We start from the raw sequence: 18,101 nt of genomic DNA, 5'->3' as shown, positions 1-18,101 counted from the left end.
GACTGTCTGATAAATGAAATTCATATTTTGCTTCCCAAGGTTAAAGGTAGCGGGGCGAGTAGAGGGGCTTGACTTCAGGACCGACTGCGCCAAGCCCTCCCGTTCACCTTTTTTATGCGTCATGGTTTAGGGACGGGGCGCCTATTTTCCATGTTGTTTTGATTTCAGGTACGAGATTATCCGGAATGTTCTCATTGACGCCAACAGGTACTTCAACTGTTGCAGTTGAAGTATTGTTTCCAGCGTTGATTATACCCACGTACGAATCCTGAACGAAAGTGTCCCGTAAATCGTTGGTTTAATCTGACACTTCCGGAGCCGTTCTTGCCAGTGTGTTTCAATTCGCGATGATTCCGCGAATACGTATGGCTTCCACGCACACATATAGAGTCCGCGTTTTGGGTCGTTTTTCGCGTCAATTCGGAAAACGTATGAGTTGATGGGATTCAAGGTGTGGCCGTAATGAAAATGAGGGAACGAATCTTAAGTTCTCACTTGATTTCCAAGACAGTCGCTACGAGCTTTGTGCCGAGCTATCGACTGCGATTTGAGCGCGAACGATGCACCTTTGACAAGATGTTCTTCATAGATGGCACTGTTTTTGAGGCACGGTTGGGCAAGCTCGCTGACGACGGACGAGAACCGTTCAAGCTGGCAGCATGAACTCCGTCTGCCAGATCTCCTTCGATTCGATGGCCTGTAAGACAACGACCATGAAGGGTTTGTTGTCCTCTTTCGCTTCGATACGTCTCTCGATCACGCAACTTTCACCCTTGGTCTCGTTGTTTACCAAGTCGCCGACACGAGGCAGGAAGGGAAAATTGAGAGTTAGCGCGAGATCCTGGTCGTCCTGATCAATTAACTTGAGCCCTTCGGCAAACAGAAAGCCTTCAAAGATACTGACCATTTCGTCGTCACTCATGGCTTTCGCATCTTGCTCCGTCAGGCTTGCCAAAAAGTCGAGGATCTCCTTTTGAGCGCGACGTTTGACCTCAGATTGGATTTCGACGGGGAATGGACTTCGGACCTCGTCGTTGTCGTTGAACCAGTAAGCGCAACCGACCTCTACGAGAGCATGATTTGTTTCAAAATCTTCCATACCGGCTAGTCTTTCCAAAATTGTTCGCTGTCAGGAATTCCACGAATCCGGTCAAGTCCGGGCTTTGCTGCTTTTAAAGCAGGCATGGTGGGCTTGTAGAAAGCATACTCTCCGATCGTTCGTCAAGCAATGCTCCGCGTGAACCGTTAACTTCCCGGTCCAACCGTTGTGAGAAAATTTCGAAGGGTAGAAATCGGCGACCGGAGGTGCGTGCGAACAAGGTTTTACAACTCAATTCCTCGGGCAAAGTCATCAATTCATGGGGACGTAAAGGCGCCGGGCCGGGTGAATTCAATTTACCCCATATGCTGGCAGCCGATACTGCCGGTAATCTCTACATCGCCGAAATCAGCGGACGACGGTTTCAAAAGCTAAAACGCAAAAAGTGATTTTAAAGGAGTCGTCGACGCGCAGCTCTACTTCGCTGTCAACAGTTTTGAAGCTGCGATTCTGAGAGACTCCAGGCCCGAAGCGGACAATCGACCATAGGCGGTCGTTCCAGCATCCGCATCATTGGTTTTATGAACCTGCGCTTTCAAGTTCACGTATTGATTGACAAAACGTCGCATTTGATCCGGTGACCAACTTCGCTGTTGCTGAAGCAAGTTGAGGTATTCGATCAACTGCTGTGCATCGCGATAAGCTTTCAGCCGCATCGAATGCCGAATGACCGTTTCACCGGAAGCGTTTTTGTCGAAGATGAACAATCCCAGTTGATCCGCTTTGGTCATCGCACTTCCCGATTTGTTAACCGTCTGCCATGGAACAATGCCAGTCGCTCCGTCCTGCCAGGCATCCAGTGCCCAAGCCTGTAAGTTGCGATTCGTCTCGTGGATGTGATTCGAAGTACCGTAAACCCATGCTGTCAGGTCATCATGGTGCATGCGGTCTGTAACCAGGCGACGATAATTCTGGAATGCCGACGAAGACACAACCCATAGATCGTCACGTTGTTCCAACTGGCCTCGGCAGTATTCAGGTCGAGAAATATCAATGCGATAATTGATCTGAACTTCCGGTGCAACTTCACGGCCGCGGTCAGTCAATTCTCCATAAAATTGTAACGCCCGATAATCCCAATAACCTGATGGTTCATCTAAAATCCACGGGGCCTTGGTCTTCTCGTTAAGGGATCCTTTATTGTTGAAATACACCTGGAAGCCGGTTTGCTTCCATCCTTTGGATTTTGCAAGTCGCGCGAAATCCTTCAGGATATTGACATACGTTCGCGCATACACAGGCTGATCAGCAAACGCTTGATACGCGTCCGGATTGCCATTGAAGTAGGTCCGACAATTCAACGGCCAGCTTTCATGAAACGTCAGATAGAAGCCTGGTGCCGCAATCGGTCCGCGATGACCATCTTTGAAAAGTGACCCATCAATGTAAGGCCCAAAGGCTTCAATAAAATCATCCCAATAACCGACTTTGGAACCTGGTTGAATACCGTCATACCGTTTGTTGTCCATCCGCCGACCGGAACGAAGACGCATATCGAAATTACTCTTCCTCGCTCCTGGTGCCGCTGTATGGTGTGAGTAATGCAGAATGTTGGCGTGGACTCGATGGTCGTACGCGATGTGTTGCAAGGCATAGTATTGGTTAACGTGATCGGGTAAGCCGTAGCTGTTCATCTCGCAGAAGAACGTCGCTTGACGAGGCAATGCGAAAGGAAGAACTTTGATTTTAAGTGGAACCATGCGTCCGTCGGAAACGATAATCTTTCCTTGAAGAAGTCCCGGGGAAGCGTCGAAAGGAATATAGATATCAGCGACAATGGAATGATCAGAATCGGGCTTGAGCGAAAGAGAATCAGGCATTGGCAGCAGTGGATCAGGAATCAAGCGGCCCTTTTCTGGAACATAGACGGCTTGAAACAAATCGATCCGAGGTTCAGGTTCGTCCAGTTGGACTTTGACGGACACTTTTTTGCCATCCTTGCCGCGCAACAGCAATTGAAAACCGACCACTTCGCCCGCAGCCGCCGTAAGCTGAACTTGCTGACCATTGAAGATCGCGTTGTGCGTTCGATAATTTTCAGGCAGATTACCAACGGGCTTTCCAGAAGAATCAAACTTGTCCGTAACCGGAATGACACTTAAGCCCGCAATGGGTGACGAATGTGCTTGTGCAAATGTTACCTTTGGTTTATCAACCGAACCTGAATTAAAAATCACGCTACGGATCACTGCGGGTTGTGAACGTTGTCCCGTACGATTTAGTGTGACAATTTTGATTTCAGACGGTTGATCTACAGCGATCGATGAAGGGAGGTCTCGCAGTGGAATCGTCTGTTTTTGACCATTCTTTATCAACGGAATATTATGTCGGCCAAGTAACTTTCCGTCGACGGTAACTTCGTATGCAAAACCATCACGCGTGGGCGATGTCAGCGTCAGCCGGGCCGAGCGACTGTTCGCTGCCGTCAACCGCATTCCGGTCGCAGCTTTGGGAGTTCTCGCAACTTGATCGTCAAGCTCAACAAGTAGATAGGGTTTCTTCCCAGATTGCTCATGCGCAAAGATCGTCGGGTTACGTCGCGTATCCGCACTGTGTTCATGAATAGCCAGACCATGAGCGACACCAATGACCATCGCATGAATCATATCGGGCGGCACGTTCCAGTGATATTTTCCATCGCGGATTTTTGAATTTGCCTGATGTACCAACGTAAAACCATTACCGCCGCATACCGCCGGGAACCGAGCTCCCTTGTATCCCCAATCGTCTATGCCTGTGATTCCTGCGGTCAGACCATTTGAGCGTTGTTCATCCCAAGGCGTGGCGATTGTGGAAATGGTAACACCAGAAATGGTCTGTTTGCCTTGTACGCAAACCAGTGTGGCGTTTTTTATTCGTTTCCCTTTGATGGCAGATGTGTCAAACGCCATCGCAACCATATGCTGATTGCCTTTGATACGAATCCGACCTTGTTGTCCGGCGTTCAGTTTCCATTCGCCCTTAACCATGACGATCGAGTTGTCTTTGGTCACTGGTAGTCGAATGGGATCTTCCGCGGCGACATCCATTTCGAAGAGCAATGATATTAAGAACAGAGCAAGTATGAACCGCATATAAATTCTCGCTTTAGAAACCGTGATCAATGGTTGATTGAAGACGCGTAGTCGCATGAAACCGACCGTCACGACACGCTAGTATGAGTAGACCTGAAACAGCATTGTACGATAACGAAATCGTAAACGACACTCTGCAATGAATCCAGAAAAGTTCCGTGCGAAATGGACTGCAGAGTAAAATTATAATTCGTGTGCTCGTTGTTGTTTTTACCGCTCAGCAGGAACACAACAGCCATAAATTTCAGAAACTTGACCGCCATTTCATGTCACAATGCACGAACTGCTAGAGTAATCAGGCATGGCGAGGACATCACTGTATACGTTGTTTCTTAAAACGGTGGAATTAAGGTCTGTCCTGAATAACCGATGAGTTCTCGAAACAGGGTTTCTGTATTAAGAATTTTCACATGGCATTTTACTGTAATTGGTATAAGAAAAAGCCCTTGATTTCTCAACGGACTTAGTAATTGGTTGTTAATGAGGATTTGATCCCGGGTTTCCAAATCAAGTGATAGCCACCAATACCAACAATACCAAATCCGAAAAGAATGAGGGTGGATGGTTCAAGAATAGCACCTTCTCCAACCACATCCCATTCAACTAAGTTTTAGTTTCCTTGGCCAGCACCGAAAACCAATAAACCGTCCTGTGTTGGGGTTGCAAAGGAAATGCAGCAGAATTTGGAACAAGCCCGTTGTGCCGAATAATTCCTGATTCTCCCACTCGTCTTGGTACACAAATTAGATGAATGCCAGTTGAGGGTGAAGGATTACGATGAACGAACCAATGACTCACTTTGGTGTGGCTTCGCATTTGTACCTTTTACTCATTTTGCGGAGTTAAAACTCTATTGACCTAGGGTTTTAACACCGCCTGACGTTAACAGCGAACTGCCTAGGCCCTGTGACTTTTCTGCATCGAAAACATAAACGGGTGGGGCAAAGATCGAAAAGAATTTGGTGACGGCGGCCCATTGTTTTTGGGCGAGGTGGTCGGCGACCGACTCTCCCGGTTTGATACGGGTGATACCAAAGGCTGTGTTCCCATAGGCGATCTCCGTTCGCCAGACTTCGTTCCTGCCAGAGAGAACCACTATACTGCAACCAACCTCCGTTCCCGCCACTGTAGTTGCTTGCAAACCGGCATTCGCTGCAGACTTACCCAGCGGTTTGAACTGCATCTTTCGACCAGTCTGTCTTTCTTCAAGATTAAGTTGTACGGTCAGCGGTTGCCCTCGATCAATTTTGATTCCGTTTTCTTCGTACTGCGATTTAAATCTTTCGGTAATTTGTTGAGCAAATTGTGCGTTATCAGGTGGGTTATTTTTGAAATTGACTTGCAACGAGATTGTCTTTCCTGGTTCGAGATACAGTCTGGGTTTCGGTTTACCAGAAGCAATTCGCGATGCTGCTTTGTCTTCGGGAAGTTCTAACGCGGTAATCGATTTGGTACTGCTGGTTGGTCCTGAATCTGCGATTAGCCAGTGACGGGTATCAGGGCTGTGGACTGCGTGGATGGCATTTTTGGCAATATATTTCCAGACAATTGTTTTGTGAGTGGTGTCGATTAAGAACGTATGGTCAAGCAACAGACTGTTTTTGCCGGTGAATTGCAAAGAGTTCCCTGCTGTAGGAATTGGAAATTCTGATTCAATTTGTCCCGAGTTCAGATCCCAGACTACTAGCATTCCAGAACCGGTTTGGTTGACTGTAGCGGCAAACTTCTCACCATTAGGATGAAAGCAAGCAGCACCAAGTGTTCCATTCACTGCAAGACTTCCTTGCGGATTGCCGGTCGCCGATTCAAAGAACATAATTTTTGCCCCGTTGGAGATTGTTAAATACCTCCCAGTCGGGCTGGTTGTGGTCACTTCGCGATTGATTTGTTGAATTAACTGCCGAGGATCTTTCTCCGTGGCGATATCCTTGCCGCGCATAATTGCGGCGAGTCGCGATTTTTCTCTGGCAAGCTTCATCGATTCTAAAACGGCAATCGAGAGATCAAGATCACTAACACCAGTTCCAAATTGCTTGAGTTGTTTAACGCTGTAAATAGCTCGGCACGAGGGAAGTTCCCAAACGATCAGTTTCTCTCCCGAACTGACAGTCAGTACATGGTCCTGGTCAATGAAAGTTGCACCGCTGATTTTTCGATAATTCTTGTCTTCATTTTGATAGGGACGAAATGCAACAACCGGGCTACCGTCGGTTGTATCGATGACATCTATTCGTTCTTCGTCGGAACTGAGTCGAACCAGGGCTTGATTGCCGTCGGGGCTGATGCCGAGAACCTGTCCAGCGATGGGAAGTTTTTGAACTCCGTATGATTTTCCATTGGTCAAGTCAAACTGTTCGATGGCGGTTTGAGCTGCTTTGGGATCATTACTTCCATAGACTACAACTGCTTTTCCGGAATTTGATTGGGCAGGCAGCAATGCATCCACCGAGCCATTGGTCGTGTTCACAGGAATCGACTTTTCGAGAACATTCTCAGCCACTGCAGGGATCGGGTCGGGTTGGACGTTCCAACCTGTTGCATCATCGGCAGCAAGGTTTTTCGCACCTGAAGCATCGGCATTGGTTAATGGAGGCAAGCCTGCATCGTTCGAGGTGCCACCAGCCGAGACGGCCGATGCGGTTTTCGCGAGTTTAGCTTCATCAAGATGATAGCTGCGGACAATCATCTCTTGCCCGCCACCTGCGATGCCGACAATATGATTGTTGGCGAATAATCGGCGTTCGTTGTCGCCAAAACCCTCGACCGGAATCGTCCAAAGTGGTCCGCCATTTTTACTGTCAAAAACTAATGCACCATAGACCAAGTAGCGTTTTTTATTTGGAAAAAAGAGTAGGCCAGGGTTATTGATTCTTAAGGATGAAACGTCGCTCGAAATGTTTTTATCGTGTTCGTGTTCCACGAGAACTTTTCCGTTCGTCGCATTCCAGACAACGAGCCATGCTGATTTCGTAGTAGAGAATGTGAAGCCAAATTCTTTGCCGTCGTTGGAAAACGAGCCGCCGTAGCAATGGATATAACTACTCGGAAGAAATTTGGCGAGGCTGGTCGTTCCGACAATTTCCCCTGAGTTAAGATCGTACATTTCTAAAAGCGTGTCACGGACTTCTCTATTGTAGGAGATTTTCGTCATATACCTTCCGCCTGGACTGATTACTGTTGATTTTGGGAGAGGAGTATTAGCGAACTCGATTGATTGTTCCGGCTTTCCTTCCGGCATACTCCAAATTTGCAACGTTTTTCCTGAAAGAGAAACCAGCCGGTTTGGTCCGGCAAACATTGCTGTTCCTGAATTTTTCAGATCAATCTTCCCAATCTCTTTTTCGTTGGGCACATCGTAAATTAAGAGTTGTTTTCCATTTTTGGAAATTCCCACATACTGTTTACCGTCTGGGCTTAAAGCACCTTTGCTTGGTTTATGGACTCCTCGTACCGAGCCAACTTTTTTACCAGCCTGCATGTCCCAAACTTCCAAAACGTTTTCCACATAGAAGTTACTTCCAACCGCCACGAATGTGCTGGGAGTCACTGGGTAGACTACTTTGTTGCTGCCATTGTTTTTTGGAACATCGATTTTGACGTCATGATTGATTTCTAAATTTATGGGGACTTTTGGCGGATCGGCTGAAACGTTCCAATTCGATGGAGCTAGCTCTTTTTCACCATTGGCAGTTGGTACCGCAGCGTTCGGTTGTCCCTGCTCAGATCCGAGTGGGTTGGCTGCTCCATTAGCCGCTGGTTCCATCGCATTGGGGGCATCGCCAGCCGGGCCATCGCCCCGGCCGAGAAACATTGAGACGACAACCCCCACTACTGCGATTCCTAAAACGGCACATCCGCCAATGATCACTGTAGGGTGTAACCCAGAAGAGCTGGAACTTTTCTTGGATTTTTGACTCGATTTTGAAGATCGACGTGGGGCAACGGGAGCCTCATAATCGAATTCATCGTCGGCCTGTTGGTTTTTAGAAACACGGATTGAAGTCCCACATTCCTTGCACTTAATTTTCTTGCCTTCCAGAGAATCCTTCACTCGGTAGTCTGTGAAACAAAAATCGCACTGAACCTCAATGGCCATTATAACGTCCGTTCTAGTCGAGTTTGAAATGAATTAAGGTGATTCACTTTAATATACGGTAGTTGTATTTTATACGACACTCCATCTGGCATTCCAGAAAAATCTTTCTGTCAAAAAGAGTCCATCCGACCTTTTTCTGCAGGCTTGTGAGGGGTGTCAAACTACACATCCGGCACTGACACCTTGCAGAATGCCTTTTGTCTTTGTATCGCAATACGTTGATTAAATCGTATGTGCTTAAGCCCGTCCAGACAAGAATTGTCTCATCAGATCTGATTCCGCAAAAACGCATAAGTTCGACTGGCAAGTAGAGAGTCCGCGAATTGGGTGGTTTTCTGGGCTGAATTGAAATACGTATGGGTTGACAGGATTACTAAAGCGACCGAGAGGGGAGAATCAGAAGTTGTTTCAGTGCCGGATAGTTCTGTAAATATGGGTCGGCTGAGTTTTATGACCGGCGCGACTTTGCGGCGTTTGCTTCGTGCACGCGGTTGCATCAACTTTGGCAGCATGAAGGTCGATGTAAACTCGCTTTGGTGAAATGACCGATGCGTTGAACCGACGGAAAGAGGTGCCGGAATACATTCGTTTTGTGAAAAGATGATGCCAACTCTTATTTTGGCTTTCATCTTAGTTCAAAGTATCCCGTAAACTTATCTTGAAATCAAAATAGCAATCAACTCATTGAGGTTAAATTAAAAAGCAACCGCTCACTTATTTCGTCCGTACCAAAACGCGGAGTCGTTTTGTTTCGTACTGTGATGCGTTGTATGCGAAAGTCCAGTCGTGTGCTTTTCCGGTACTGTTGCCGATGCCGATGTCTGCTGTGGGACCACTGTTCCAGTGATTGATGGCAAAGAGGGTCTGTTTGGCTTCGTAATTGTGGACCTGCATGCAACCATAGCCATTGTTGGGGTTACTGGGTTCATCGCCGAAATCCCAGAGAGTTGCACTGGCGTTGGGAACGTTCGTTGAATTAGGTGGACCGTAGTTGTGCGGCCAGAATTCGATGTTTCCGCCCGTCAGTCCGTTGCCTGTTTTGATGCCCGCGACATTGGAGACCACGTTTAAATTGCCGACTTTCTTTTGGAACTTGGCTTTGCTGCCGAGTGTTGGCACGCCGATTTTGGTGACATCGTCTGTGAAGGCGTCCATTGAAACGTAAACGTACTGCGTTTCCCCACCGATTTTTTGCAGCTCGAGAAAGTAGGCGATCCGATCAAAGGGGTTTGAGAAATTCGGACTGGCGTTGTAGTTGTATTCGATTTTCTGCCCCAGATTTTTTAAATCGAGATCGTAAATCAGTTTGTACTGCTTGGCTTCATCGACTTTCAGCGATAACCAGTCGCGATCGGGAACTTTGCCCGCGCGGAAGGGCGCTGCTGGCAAGCCTTCCTTATTAGCCAGATTCGGTTCGGCCAGTTTGTGCCACGCGAAGCGCATCGCCACTGCTTCTTTGACTTTGGGCGAAGAAAGAATGACTGAGTCGCCATCAATCACAGCCTGAGCTGGTACAAAGTCGGTTTCCTTGCCGATGATTTCAAACCAGTTGAGTGGATTGCCATCACGGGAGACGAGACCGCTGCCCACATGATCGAAGGTTACACGCAACTTGGCGCCCTCTTTCTTCAGCGACTTGAATACGGGACCTGAATAGACGAGATCTTTCTTTCCATAGGTTTTTGCAAGCGCGATCAATGCCAGACGCGCCCCGACATCCTGTTTGTTTTTGGGATGGATGTCCTTCAGGTTGCCTATATCGTGGATGACAGCTTGTCCGGTGTTAGGAATTTCGAGCGACTTATTTTGCGCCTCCCACAACAGAGGCAAAATGCCGGGCGACTCACTTCCGTATTGCCACGGTGCGATCTGAACATAGAGGAAAGGGAATTCGCCCTGCTTCCAGACCTCACGCCAACCGCCGATCAGCGCCTTCATCTTGTCGTAGTAAAGCATCCCCTCATTATGGTTCGATTCACCCTGATACCAGATGGCGCCACGTATTGCGAACGGCACAAGCGGATGAATCATGCCATTATAAAGTGTTGTAGGAGAGCCGGGGCTCGTGAGTGGCTTGATCGCAGCGGGATAAGCTGGTGGAGACTTGAGCGCCGTCTCATCTTTCAATGAAGTTTTTGCTAACGCGAGCCATGCTTCGAGAGCTTTCAGATAAGCGGCCAGTGTTGACTGATAAGAGGCGTTCGCCGGGTTTGTTAATTGCACCTGTTTGAAGATGCCCGCCAGCTTAGGCTCTTTTGAAAAACCAACGGGGGGCGTCCAGGGGTCAATGCGTGTTCCACCCCATGATGAATTGATTAGCCCCACTGGAACATCGAGATCTTTGTGTAACTTGCGACCGAAAAAATATCCCACTGCCGTGTAGTTGCCTACTGTGTCTGGCGAACAGATGGTCCATTCAGCTTCAACATCTTCTTGAGGGAAACCGTTCGGGATTTTGGGGATTTTGATGTGACGAATCTTACTATAATTGGCGGTTGCCTTTTCATTTGCGAAATCATTGCTGCTGGCAACCGTCCATGCCATATTTGACTGCCCCGAGCAGAGCCACACCTCGCCAATCAGCACATCGGTGATAGTAATTGTATTCTTACCCTTAGCCGTCAAGGTGACCGGATTGCCAATTTTTTGAGCGGGTAGTTTTACCATCCACTTACCGTCTTTATCGGCAACGGTGGAAACGTTGGTACTGCCCAGCGCGATCGAGACGTTTTCACCCGGATCAGCCCAGCCCCAGACGGGAATTGGTTGATCGCGTTGCAAGACCATGTGGTTTCCAAAGATGTGCGGCAGACGGACCTCCGCCTGACTGATCGTTGACAGAGAGAACATCGAAAAACAGGTGACCGCTAACAGGATAATTTTATTCATGCTCATGACTTTTTCTGTTTGTTAGAGAATCTGTTTGTTAGATATATTGTAAGAAAGAACGAGACTTGGGATGACGCAATGACAGAGATCACGCGATGATTTTATGTATCACATTACCATGAACGTCGGTGAGTCGATAGTCACGGCCAGCGAAACGGTAAGTCAATCGTTCATGGTCCAAGCCGAGTAGATGCAGCATAGTCGCGTGCAGGTCATGGACGGAGACAGGGTCTTCGACGGCTTGGAAGCCAAACTCGTCTGTCGCGCCATAGATGGTTCCACCTTTGATGCCGCCTCCCGCAAGCCACAATGAAAAGCCCCAGTGATTATGGTCGCGGCCTTGAGCGGCCCCGGAACCATTTTGGCCCATTTCTACTGAAGGTGTTCGGCCGAATTCACCCGTGCAAAGAATCAGTGTTTCCTCAAGCAGACCGCGTTGCTTGAGGTCGATGATCAATGCAGCCAGTCCTTGATCGCATTCGCTGGCGACTTTGCGATGGCTTGCTTTAATATTCGAATGACTATCCCAGGGTTGCATGTTTCCATGCCATGTTTGCACGAATCGCACACCGCGTTCTATTAGTCGTCGTGCCATTAACAACTGACGGTTCTGTGGACCATCTCCATAGAGTTTAAGAATGTGTTTGGGTTCCTGCTGAATGTCGAAGGCATCTGTGGCTTCCGTTTGCATTCGATATGCGAGTTCAAACGACCGGATGCGCGCTTCCAGCGCCATTTCACCGGGACGATCCGAGAAATGTCGGGTATTCAATGTCTGTAGCAAATCAAACTGTGATTTCTGTTCTTTCGATGTGAGTCGATCATTGTGGACATTTTCGATCAACTGATTAATGTCGGTTTTCGAAGTGTCTACGTGAGTGCCTTGATAAACGCCCGGTAGAAATGCAGAGCGCCAGTTTCCCGCACCACCTACGGGAAGCCCTCCGGGACAAAGTGCAATAAAACCCGGTAAATTCTGATTCTCCGAACCCATGCCCCAGGTCAGCCAGGAACCAAAACTGGGACGGACAAGCCTTTGGTCTCCCGAATTCATCAACATCAACGACATCTCATGATTGGGAAGCTCGACATGCATCGATCTGATGACGGCCATCTCATCGACACACTTCGAGAGATGAGGAAAGATCTCGCTAACGGGAGTCCCACTCTCTCCATATCGATTAAATTTGAAGGGCGAAGGGAGAGCCACCCCTGTTTTGCGTTCGGTTTGCAGGTTTTCAAAAGGGAGCATTTGCCCGCCCCGTTTTGTGAGTTCCGGTTTGGGGTCGAATGTATCAACTTGTGACATGCCGCCATTCAGGAAGACGTGAATGACGTGTTTCGCTTTTCCCACGAAATGGTTTCCGGCATTACTGCCGTCGGCGCGACCCTCCTGGCCAAGCAGATGAGCCAGCGCCAGCGAACCGAACCCCATTCCGCTGCGTTGAAGAAATGATCTCCGGGATAAGCTCTGTAAATCGTACATTGGTTTAATCCACAAATACAAATTCGTTTGCAGCAAGCAGGACATGTGCGAGACGCTGCCACGGGTTGGTTTTTGGTTTTACGCTCTGCGATTGTATATAGCGTAATGCGATTTCCACTTCCTGTGGTTCAGGAAATCGGGAGAAGGTGCGCTGATAGAGCAACCGGACGCGTTCTGCGTCGTTCTTTGCTGAAGTCATTTCTTTGCGAGAGACCAGCGTAGCAGCCCGATCCTGAATGAAACTGGAATTCAAGGCGAACAGTGTCTGTTGCGGGACATTGGTGTTGGGGCGCTGGGCAGTACAGGAACTGGGATTCGCTCCGTCAAATGTACTGGCGAGGCTGGATACAATATCGCGATTTACAAACGCGTAGACACTGCGGCGCGGCGTTACTGATTTGGCAAGCAAGTCAAAGGGGCGGCCTCCCATTGTTGTATCGAGTTCTCCGGAAACCATTAACATCGAATCCCGCATGGCTTCCATTTCAATTTTTCGCCGAGGCATTCTCCACAGAAATTTGTTTTCCGGGTCTTTTACGCGAGACTCAGCCTCTTCAAGGGCCGCCTGTTGATACACTTGAGTCAGCATGATTCGTCGATGAAGTTTTTTCAGTGACCAGCCATCTTCCAGAAAAGTTGCTGCCAGATAATCTATTAGTTCCGGGTGAGTGGGTGGCTGGCCGCGCGTTCCAAAATCATCGGGTGTGCGGACCAATGCGACGCCAAAGTGATGTTGCCAGACCCAGTTTACGATCACGCGTCGAGTCAATGGATTTGACGGATCAACAATGGATTGCGCCAGACCCAGTCTCTGCTTACCAACGGGAAAGGGATTCGCATCCGGCGCTGACAATGCTGTTAGAAAGCGGGCTTGCACGGGCTTTCCCCGGTCGATCGGATTACCGCGACGGAAGACGTGAAACTCGTTTGCCAATGGATCCTCTCGCAGCGCCATTGCGCGGGGTGGCGAACCGGGTGATGTCAGATGTAAATTATGAATTGCTCCATCGCGACCATTGAGATTATCTCGTATCGTTCGATTCAAAAGGGTCGTTGCAATTTCTTCTGACATGGCCGTCGGCGTATTGGGGGCGTACAAATGCCGTCGTAACTGCCGGTTGATCGGACTGTTGGCATCCAGGTGACGTGGATCTTCATCGGGTATGAGTTGAGCGGCGGTGCGCGCTTCAAGCGATGTTCCCATTAAAACCTTTAGCCATTGCTGCTGCACATCCGCAAAGAGTTTGCCATACACGTCGGCGAGTTCAAGCAGGGAAGCTGGTTGCTGTTTCGAGATTGCCTCTAAAACACGAGGATTCCAGCGCGGGGCGCTTGCCGTTAACTTCTCCATCCCCGCTTGCTTTTTCGGGTCGCCGTTTTCTTTGACAAGCGATTGAATTAACGTCTGGCATTGCTTTCGGAATCCCTCCTTTGTTTTCAGACGCGATAGTTGAATCCATGGTCCGAATACAGGATCATTCGCGGGTAAACCAGCAAGATATTTCCGCCAGCGATTCAACACGAGAGGGCGCAGGTCATCGGTGCGGTAGGAAAGAAAAGTAGCCGATAAATCCTGCTCCGGAGTCCCTTTGGCCAATTCCCTTAGATAGAGACCCACCTGCATCCGCAGCCGACCTCGCATGATGGCACTTTGTTCGCGACCCATATCATTGTACGATACCTGCCGACGCGACAACTGTTCCTGATATTCGCGATACGGCTTTGTTTCCGGTGGTTGCCCAAGAATGGGGGGCAGTTTTTCTAATCGGCTACTGCCCAGAGTGGCATACAGCGAATAGTAATCTTCGGTAGGAATGGCATCGTATTTGTGATCGTGGCAACGGGCACAGGCGACGGTCAGGCCTAGTAACCCGCGCGTCACTACGTCGATTTGATCATCAATGATGTCATGGGGATTCCGAAACTGCATCCCGATAGTCAGGAACCCTATCGCTGCCAAAGCCGGGTCATTTATTTTCAGTCCCAACTGGTCAGCAGCCAGTTGTTCTGTCACAAATCGGTTATAAGGCAGGTCTGCGTTGAATGCTCGGATGACGTAGTCGCGATAAGTATATGAGAAGGGGAATTTTTTAAATCCAATCGCGCTGCCTCCGTGTGTATCTGCGAAGCGTGCGATATCCAGCCAGTGTCTTCCCCAACGTTCGCCGTAGCGAGGTGAGTCGAGTAATCGGTCGACGACTTTCTCAAAAGCCTGAGGCGACTGATCATTCACAAATGCCAGGACTTCCTCCCAGGTCGGAGGCAACCCGGTCAGGTCAAACGATGCGCGGCGAATCAGTTGCTGCCTGTTGATGGCGGGAGATAATTTTAATCCCCGTTCATTGAGCGCTGCTACAATAAAGCGATCAATGTCTTTTGTCGTGCTGTTGCCGACTGGGGGTCGTTTCGGCTTTTGAATCGGCTCAAATGACCAGTGTCCTTGATACGGGGCACCATTTTGAATCCACTTTCTTACCAGCGCAATTTGCTTAGCGCTGAGCGATTTGCCCGTGTCAGCCGGAGGCATTCGGAGATCAGGATCCTTCGAAGTAATACGCCGAAAGAACTCACTTTCATTTGGCTTCATCGACACTATTGCGGATTCTTTTGCGGCGCGTTCAATATCCAGTCGTAGATCGGCTTGACGCTTTTCCGCATCCGGTCCATGACAGTGCAGGCAATGTTCGGCTAAAATGGGGCGAATATCCTCATTAAACCGCACCTCGGCTCCGAGGCCCGTCTTCAGACTCATCACCAGGATAACAGTACTGAGTAGGGTGATTGATAACCCACGTTGATTCAGCATGGTAACCAACCTTTCTCCATACCTTCTGCTATGACATCGCTATCCGATTCGGATGTCAGCGAAAAGTAAGCTTGCATTCCGCTGGTATGCTGGCGCATGGCCTGTTCCGCATGGTCAGGGTCCCCGGACTGTAAAGCGGCAAGCAGTGCCCGGTGGCCATCGACGGTTACCTCGCATGTTTGGGCGGTGATGGCACTATGTCGGCGATGCATTCCCGCAAGCCATAACTCCAACTGTGGTCGCAGAGTGTGCCAGGCCGACATCAATCGAGAATTACAGGCGGCACGGATTATCTCTTCATGAAAGGCGATATCGAGATGTGTCAACGTTAGTAAATCACGTTCCTGTTCCGTCTGGCGAATGTTGGCTTCGATCGCGGCAACCGCATCGTCTGTCAGACGCGTACAGGCCAGTCTCACAGCAGCCAATTCGAGTGCTTGTCGAAACTCAAGGATCTCATGCGCATCCGCTAAGGTCAGCTTGCGAACAATGGCAGTACCTCGATCATCAAATTCCAAAAGCCCTTCACTGGCCAGATGGAATTTCGCCTGTCGAACGGAGGCACGACTGACGCCCAGTTGCTCACCCACATGTGCTTCAGCCAGCGATTCGCCTGGCGCGAGTGCCCCCGACAGGATTGCCTCGCGCAGCTGTTTTTCGACATCATCACTGATTAACTGCTTCTGGATTTTGCGGAGTGGAAAATCAGCCTTTGTTTTCAGGGAGAGATTTTTTTGCATCTCATTAAGCTAGTCTGTCGACGGTCGACCGTCAACTGGCTGCAGACCGTGATTGCAGATTTCAATGAAGTTTGGGGATTGTTCTGATTTTGCTGTTCAAGGGTTCCAGGCTGTAGAAAGCAGTGAGAAAACACTCGTCAATGTTATATATGTGCAATCAGGGGAGGGATCGCGGTCGATTTTTTCATCATTAACAGCCATTTATCGAACTTCAGTATTAGACCTGTTAAGTCCTTTGAAATTCCGTAGATCTGTATATCATGAGAAAGAGAAGAGTTGATTCATACCGAAAAAGCCGAATATACGCGCAGAGTGCGTGATTTTATTAGAGAAACCGGACTGCTTCGCTTGGTTTTCTAGGGTGATTTGGCATAGAATCTTCCCTGATAAGTCGGTCAGGGTAGAACGTGCGCGCGATTTTTGTGTTGTACCTCTTATCAAAAGTTTGAAATCGCTTAAATTTAAAACCAGATTGTGTTGCTGACGAAAGTAAGCGTTGAGTTCCAACGGGACCAGAGGGACTACAGGCAATACGAATACAGCTTGAGAATATGAAATAAGGTGGGTCAATGGCAAAGAACGAGGTGCCGAAAGGTGAACCTTTCGATTTGGAAAAACTACAAACTCTGTTTGAAATGATGGAAAAGCACGGGCTGACTGAAGTCAACCTGAAGCATGGTGAAGAGGCCTGGAAATTACGCCGCGGACCACAGGAAACAATGTCGATGGTTCCTGCTGCTCCCATGCACTATCAGGTTCCTCCGCCAGCTGCAGCAGCACCACCTGCTGCTTCACCGGAAGCCGCACCTGCTGCCGAGTCGGGGCCCGTGATCAAGAGCCCAACGGTTGGCACTTTTTATGCATCGCCGACACCCGAAGATCCACCTTTTGTTACTGTGGGTTCAAAGGTAAGTTCAGACACAATAGTCTGTATCGTGGAAGCCATGAAAGTCTTTAACCAGATTCCTGCTGAACTGAACGGGACGATAGCCGAGATGTTGGTCAAAGATGGCGAAGCGGTCGAATTTGGCCAACCACTTTTCAGATTGAATTCAGCTTAAAGCCTGTTTTATTGAATGTTCGTGATCTAGTTATCAAAACGACTGCGATCAGAATTTCAAATGTCGGATCCTTTTACCAAGTCAAAATACATGTTTCAAAGAATACTGGTAGCAAACCGAGGTGAGATTGCATTACGGGTGATTCGTGCCTGTCGTGAAATGGGCATTGAAACCGTCGCGGTTTTCAGTGAAGCAGATCGGGGTGCGCATTACCTCTCATTAGCGGATCAAGCGATTTGTATCGGTCCTGCTGCAGCGACAGACAGTTATCTGATGATTAATCGTATTATCAGTGCCGCCGAAATTGGTAACGTGCAGGCAATTCATCCTGGTTATGGTTTTCTCGCAGAAAATGCACACTTTGCTGAAGTCTGTCGCAGTTGTAACATTGAATTTATCGGCCCTCCTCATGAAGCGATGGCAAAATTGGGTGATAAAGTCTCTGCGCGAGAAATCGCGAAAGCAGCCAACGTGCATTTATCACCGGGGACGGAAGGCTTGGTCACCAGCGAATCCGATGCGATCAAAGTGGCGAAAGAAATTGGATATCCGGTTCTCATCAAAGCGACCGCTGGTGGGGGCGGTAAAGGTATGCGGGTGGCCCGCAATGATATTTCTCTGAAAGCCGGTTTGAAGGCGGCGGCGGCGGAAGCAGAAGCTGCTTTCAATAATGGCGGCGTCTATATCGAAAAATATATAGAGAATCCCAGACACGTCGAAGTGCAGATCATGGCGGACAATCATGGGAATGTGGTCCATATCTGGGAGCGTGACTGCAGCTTGCAACGCCGTCACCAGAAGCTGGTCGAAGAAAGTCCGGCCCCCAATTTGCCTCACTCCGTACGAGAAG

The 18,101-nt window shown here is 48.9% G+C and carries 11 protein-coding genes; 4 read left to right on the top strand and 7 right to left on the bottom strand.

All coding sequences use genetic code 11. The features are described 5' to 3' along the window. The first annotated feature begins 462 nt into the window (after positions 1–462). Positions 463–663 carry a hypothetical protein gene (locus tag Q0668_RS11345; protein WP_298864421.1) on the top strand — a complete coding sequence of 67 codons (201 nt, stop codon included), beginning with the start codon at positions 463–465 and terminating at the stop codon, positions 661–663. On the opposite strand, the gene Q0668_RS11340 is transcribed toward Q0668_RS11345, so the two are convergent. Beyond that, positions 647–1,099, bottom strand: coding sequence for a hypothetical protein (locus Q0668_RS11340; RefSeq protein WP_298864420.1), 453 nt, complete (start codon positions 1,097–1,099; stop codon positions 647–649). The genes Q0668_RS11345 and Q0668_RS11340 overlap by 17 nt on opposite strands. Positions 1,100–1,305: 206 nt before the next feature. Between Q0668_RS11340 and Q0668_RS11335 the strand changes: the two genes are divergently transcribed. Further along, on the top strand, positions 1,306–1,488 hold the full coding sequence (locus Q0668_RS11335; RefSeq protein WP_298864418.1) for a hypothetical protein: 183 nt from the start codon (positions 1,306–1,308) through the stop codon (positions 1,486–1,488). A 27-nt stretch (positions 1,489–1,515) separates the two neighbouring features. Here the strand turns inward: Q0668_RS11335 and Q0668_RS11330 are convergent, their stop codons facing one another. The 6 genes from Q0668_RS11330 to Q0668_RS11305 form a co-directional block, all read right to left on the bottom strand. Continuing rightward, positions 1,516–4,230: a hypothetical protein gene (locus Q0668_RS11330; protein ID WP_298864416.1), complete on the bottom strand. Its 2,715-nt coding sequence runs from the start codon at positions 4,228–4,230 to the stop codon at positions 1,516–1,518. Positions 4,231–5,023: 793 nt separating this feature from the next. After that, positions 5,024–8,269 (bottom strand): hypothetical protein, encoded by a 3,246-nt coding sequence (locus tag Q0668_RS11325; protein WP_298864414.1) that lies wholly within the window; start codon positions 8,267–8,269, stop codon positions 5,024–5,026. Positions 8,270–8,983: 714 nt separating this feature from the next. Continuing rightward, positions 8,984–11,158: a sialate O-acetylesterase gene (locus Q0668_RS11320; RefSeq protein ID WP_298864412.1), complete on the bottom strand. Its 2,175-nt coding sequence runs from the start codon at positions 11,156–11,158 to the stop codon at positions 8,984–8,986. A gap of 88 nt (positions 11,159–11,246) precedes the next feature. Beyond that, positions 11,247–12,644, bottom strand: coding sequence for a DUF1501 domain-containing protein (locus Q0668_RS11315; protein WP_298864410.1), 1,398 nt, complete (start codon positions 12,642–12,644; stop codon positions 11,247–11,249). A 4-nt stretch (positions 12,645–12,648) separates the two neighbouring features. Then, a complete protein-coding gene (locus tag Q0668_RS11310; protein ID WP_298864408.1) occupies positions 12,649–15,450 on the bottom strand; it encodes a PSD1 and planctomycete cytochrome C domain-containing protein in 2,802 nt (933 codons plus the stop codon). Continuing rightward, positions 15,444–16,190, bottom strand: coding sequence for a GntR family transcriptional regulator (locus Q0668_RS11305; protein ID WP_298864406.1), 747 nt, complete (start codon positions 16,188–16,190; stop codon positions 15,444–15,446). Before Q0668_RS11305 ends, Q0668_RS11310 begins: the two co-directional genes overlap by 7 nt. 569 nt (positions 16,191–16,759) lie before the next feature. Between Q0668_RS11305 and accB the strand changes: the two genes are divergently transcribed. Further along, positions 16,760–17,251, top strand: a complete 492-nt coding sequence (accB, locus tag Q0668_RS11300) for an acetyl-CoA carboxylase biotin carboxyl carrier protein (RefSeq protein ID WP_298864405.1) — start codon at positions 16,760–16,762, stop codon at positions 17,249–17,251. A 90-nt stretch (positions 17,252–17,341) separates the two neighbouring features. Further along, positions 17,342–18,101: biotin carboxylase N-terminal domain-containing protein (locus Q0668_RS11295; RefSeq protein ID WP_366918890.1), on the top strand; the 760-nt coding region annotated here is incomplete at its 3' end.

The sequence above is a fragment of the uncultured Gimesia sp. genome (assembly GCF_937910335.1).
Taxonomy (GTDB): domain Bacteria; phylum Planctomycetota; class Planctomycetia; order Planctomycetales; family Planctomycetaceae; genus Gimesia.
Note: the sequence above shows the minus strand (reverse complement) of the source record. Positions and strands in the feature narration are given on the sequence as shown.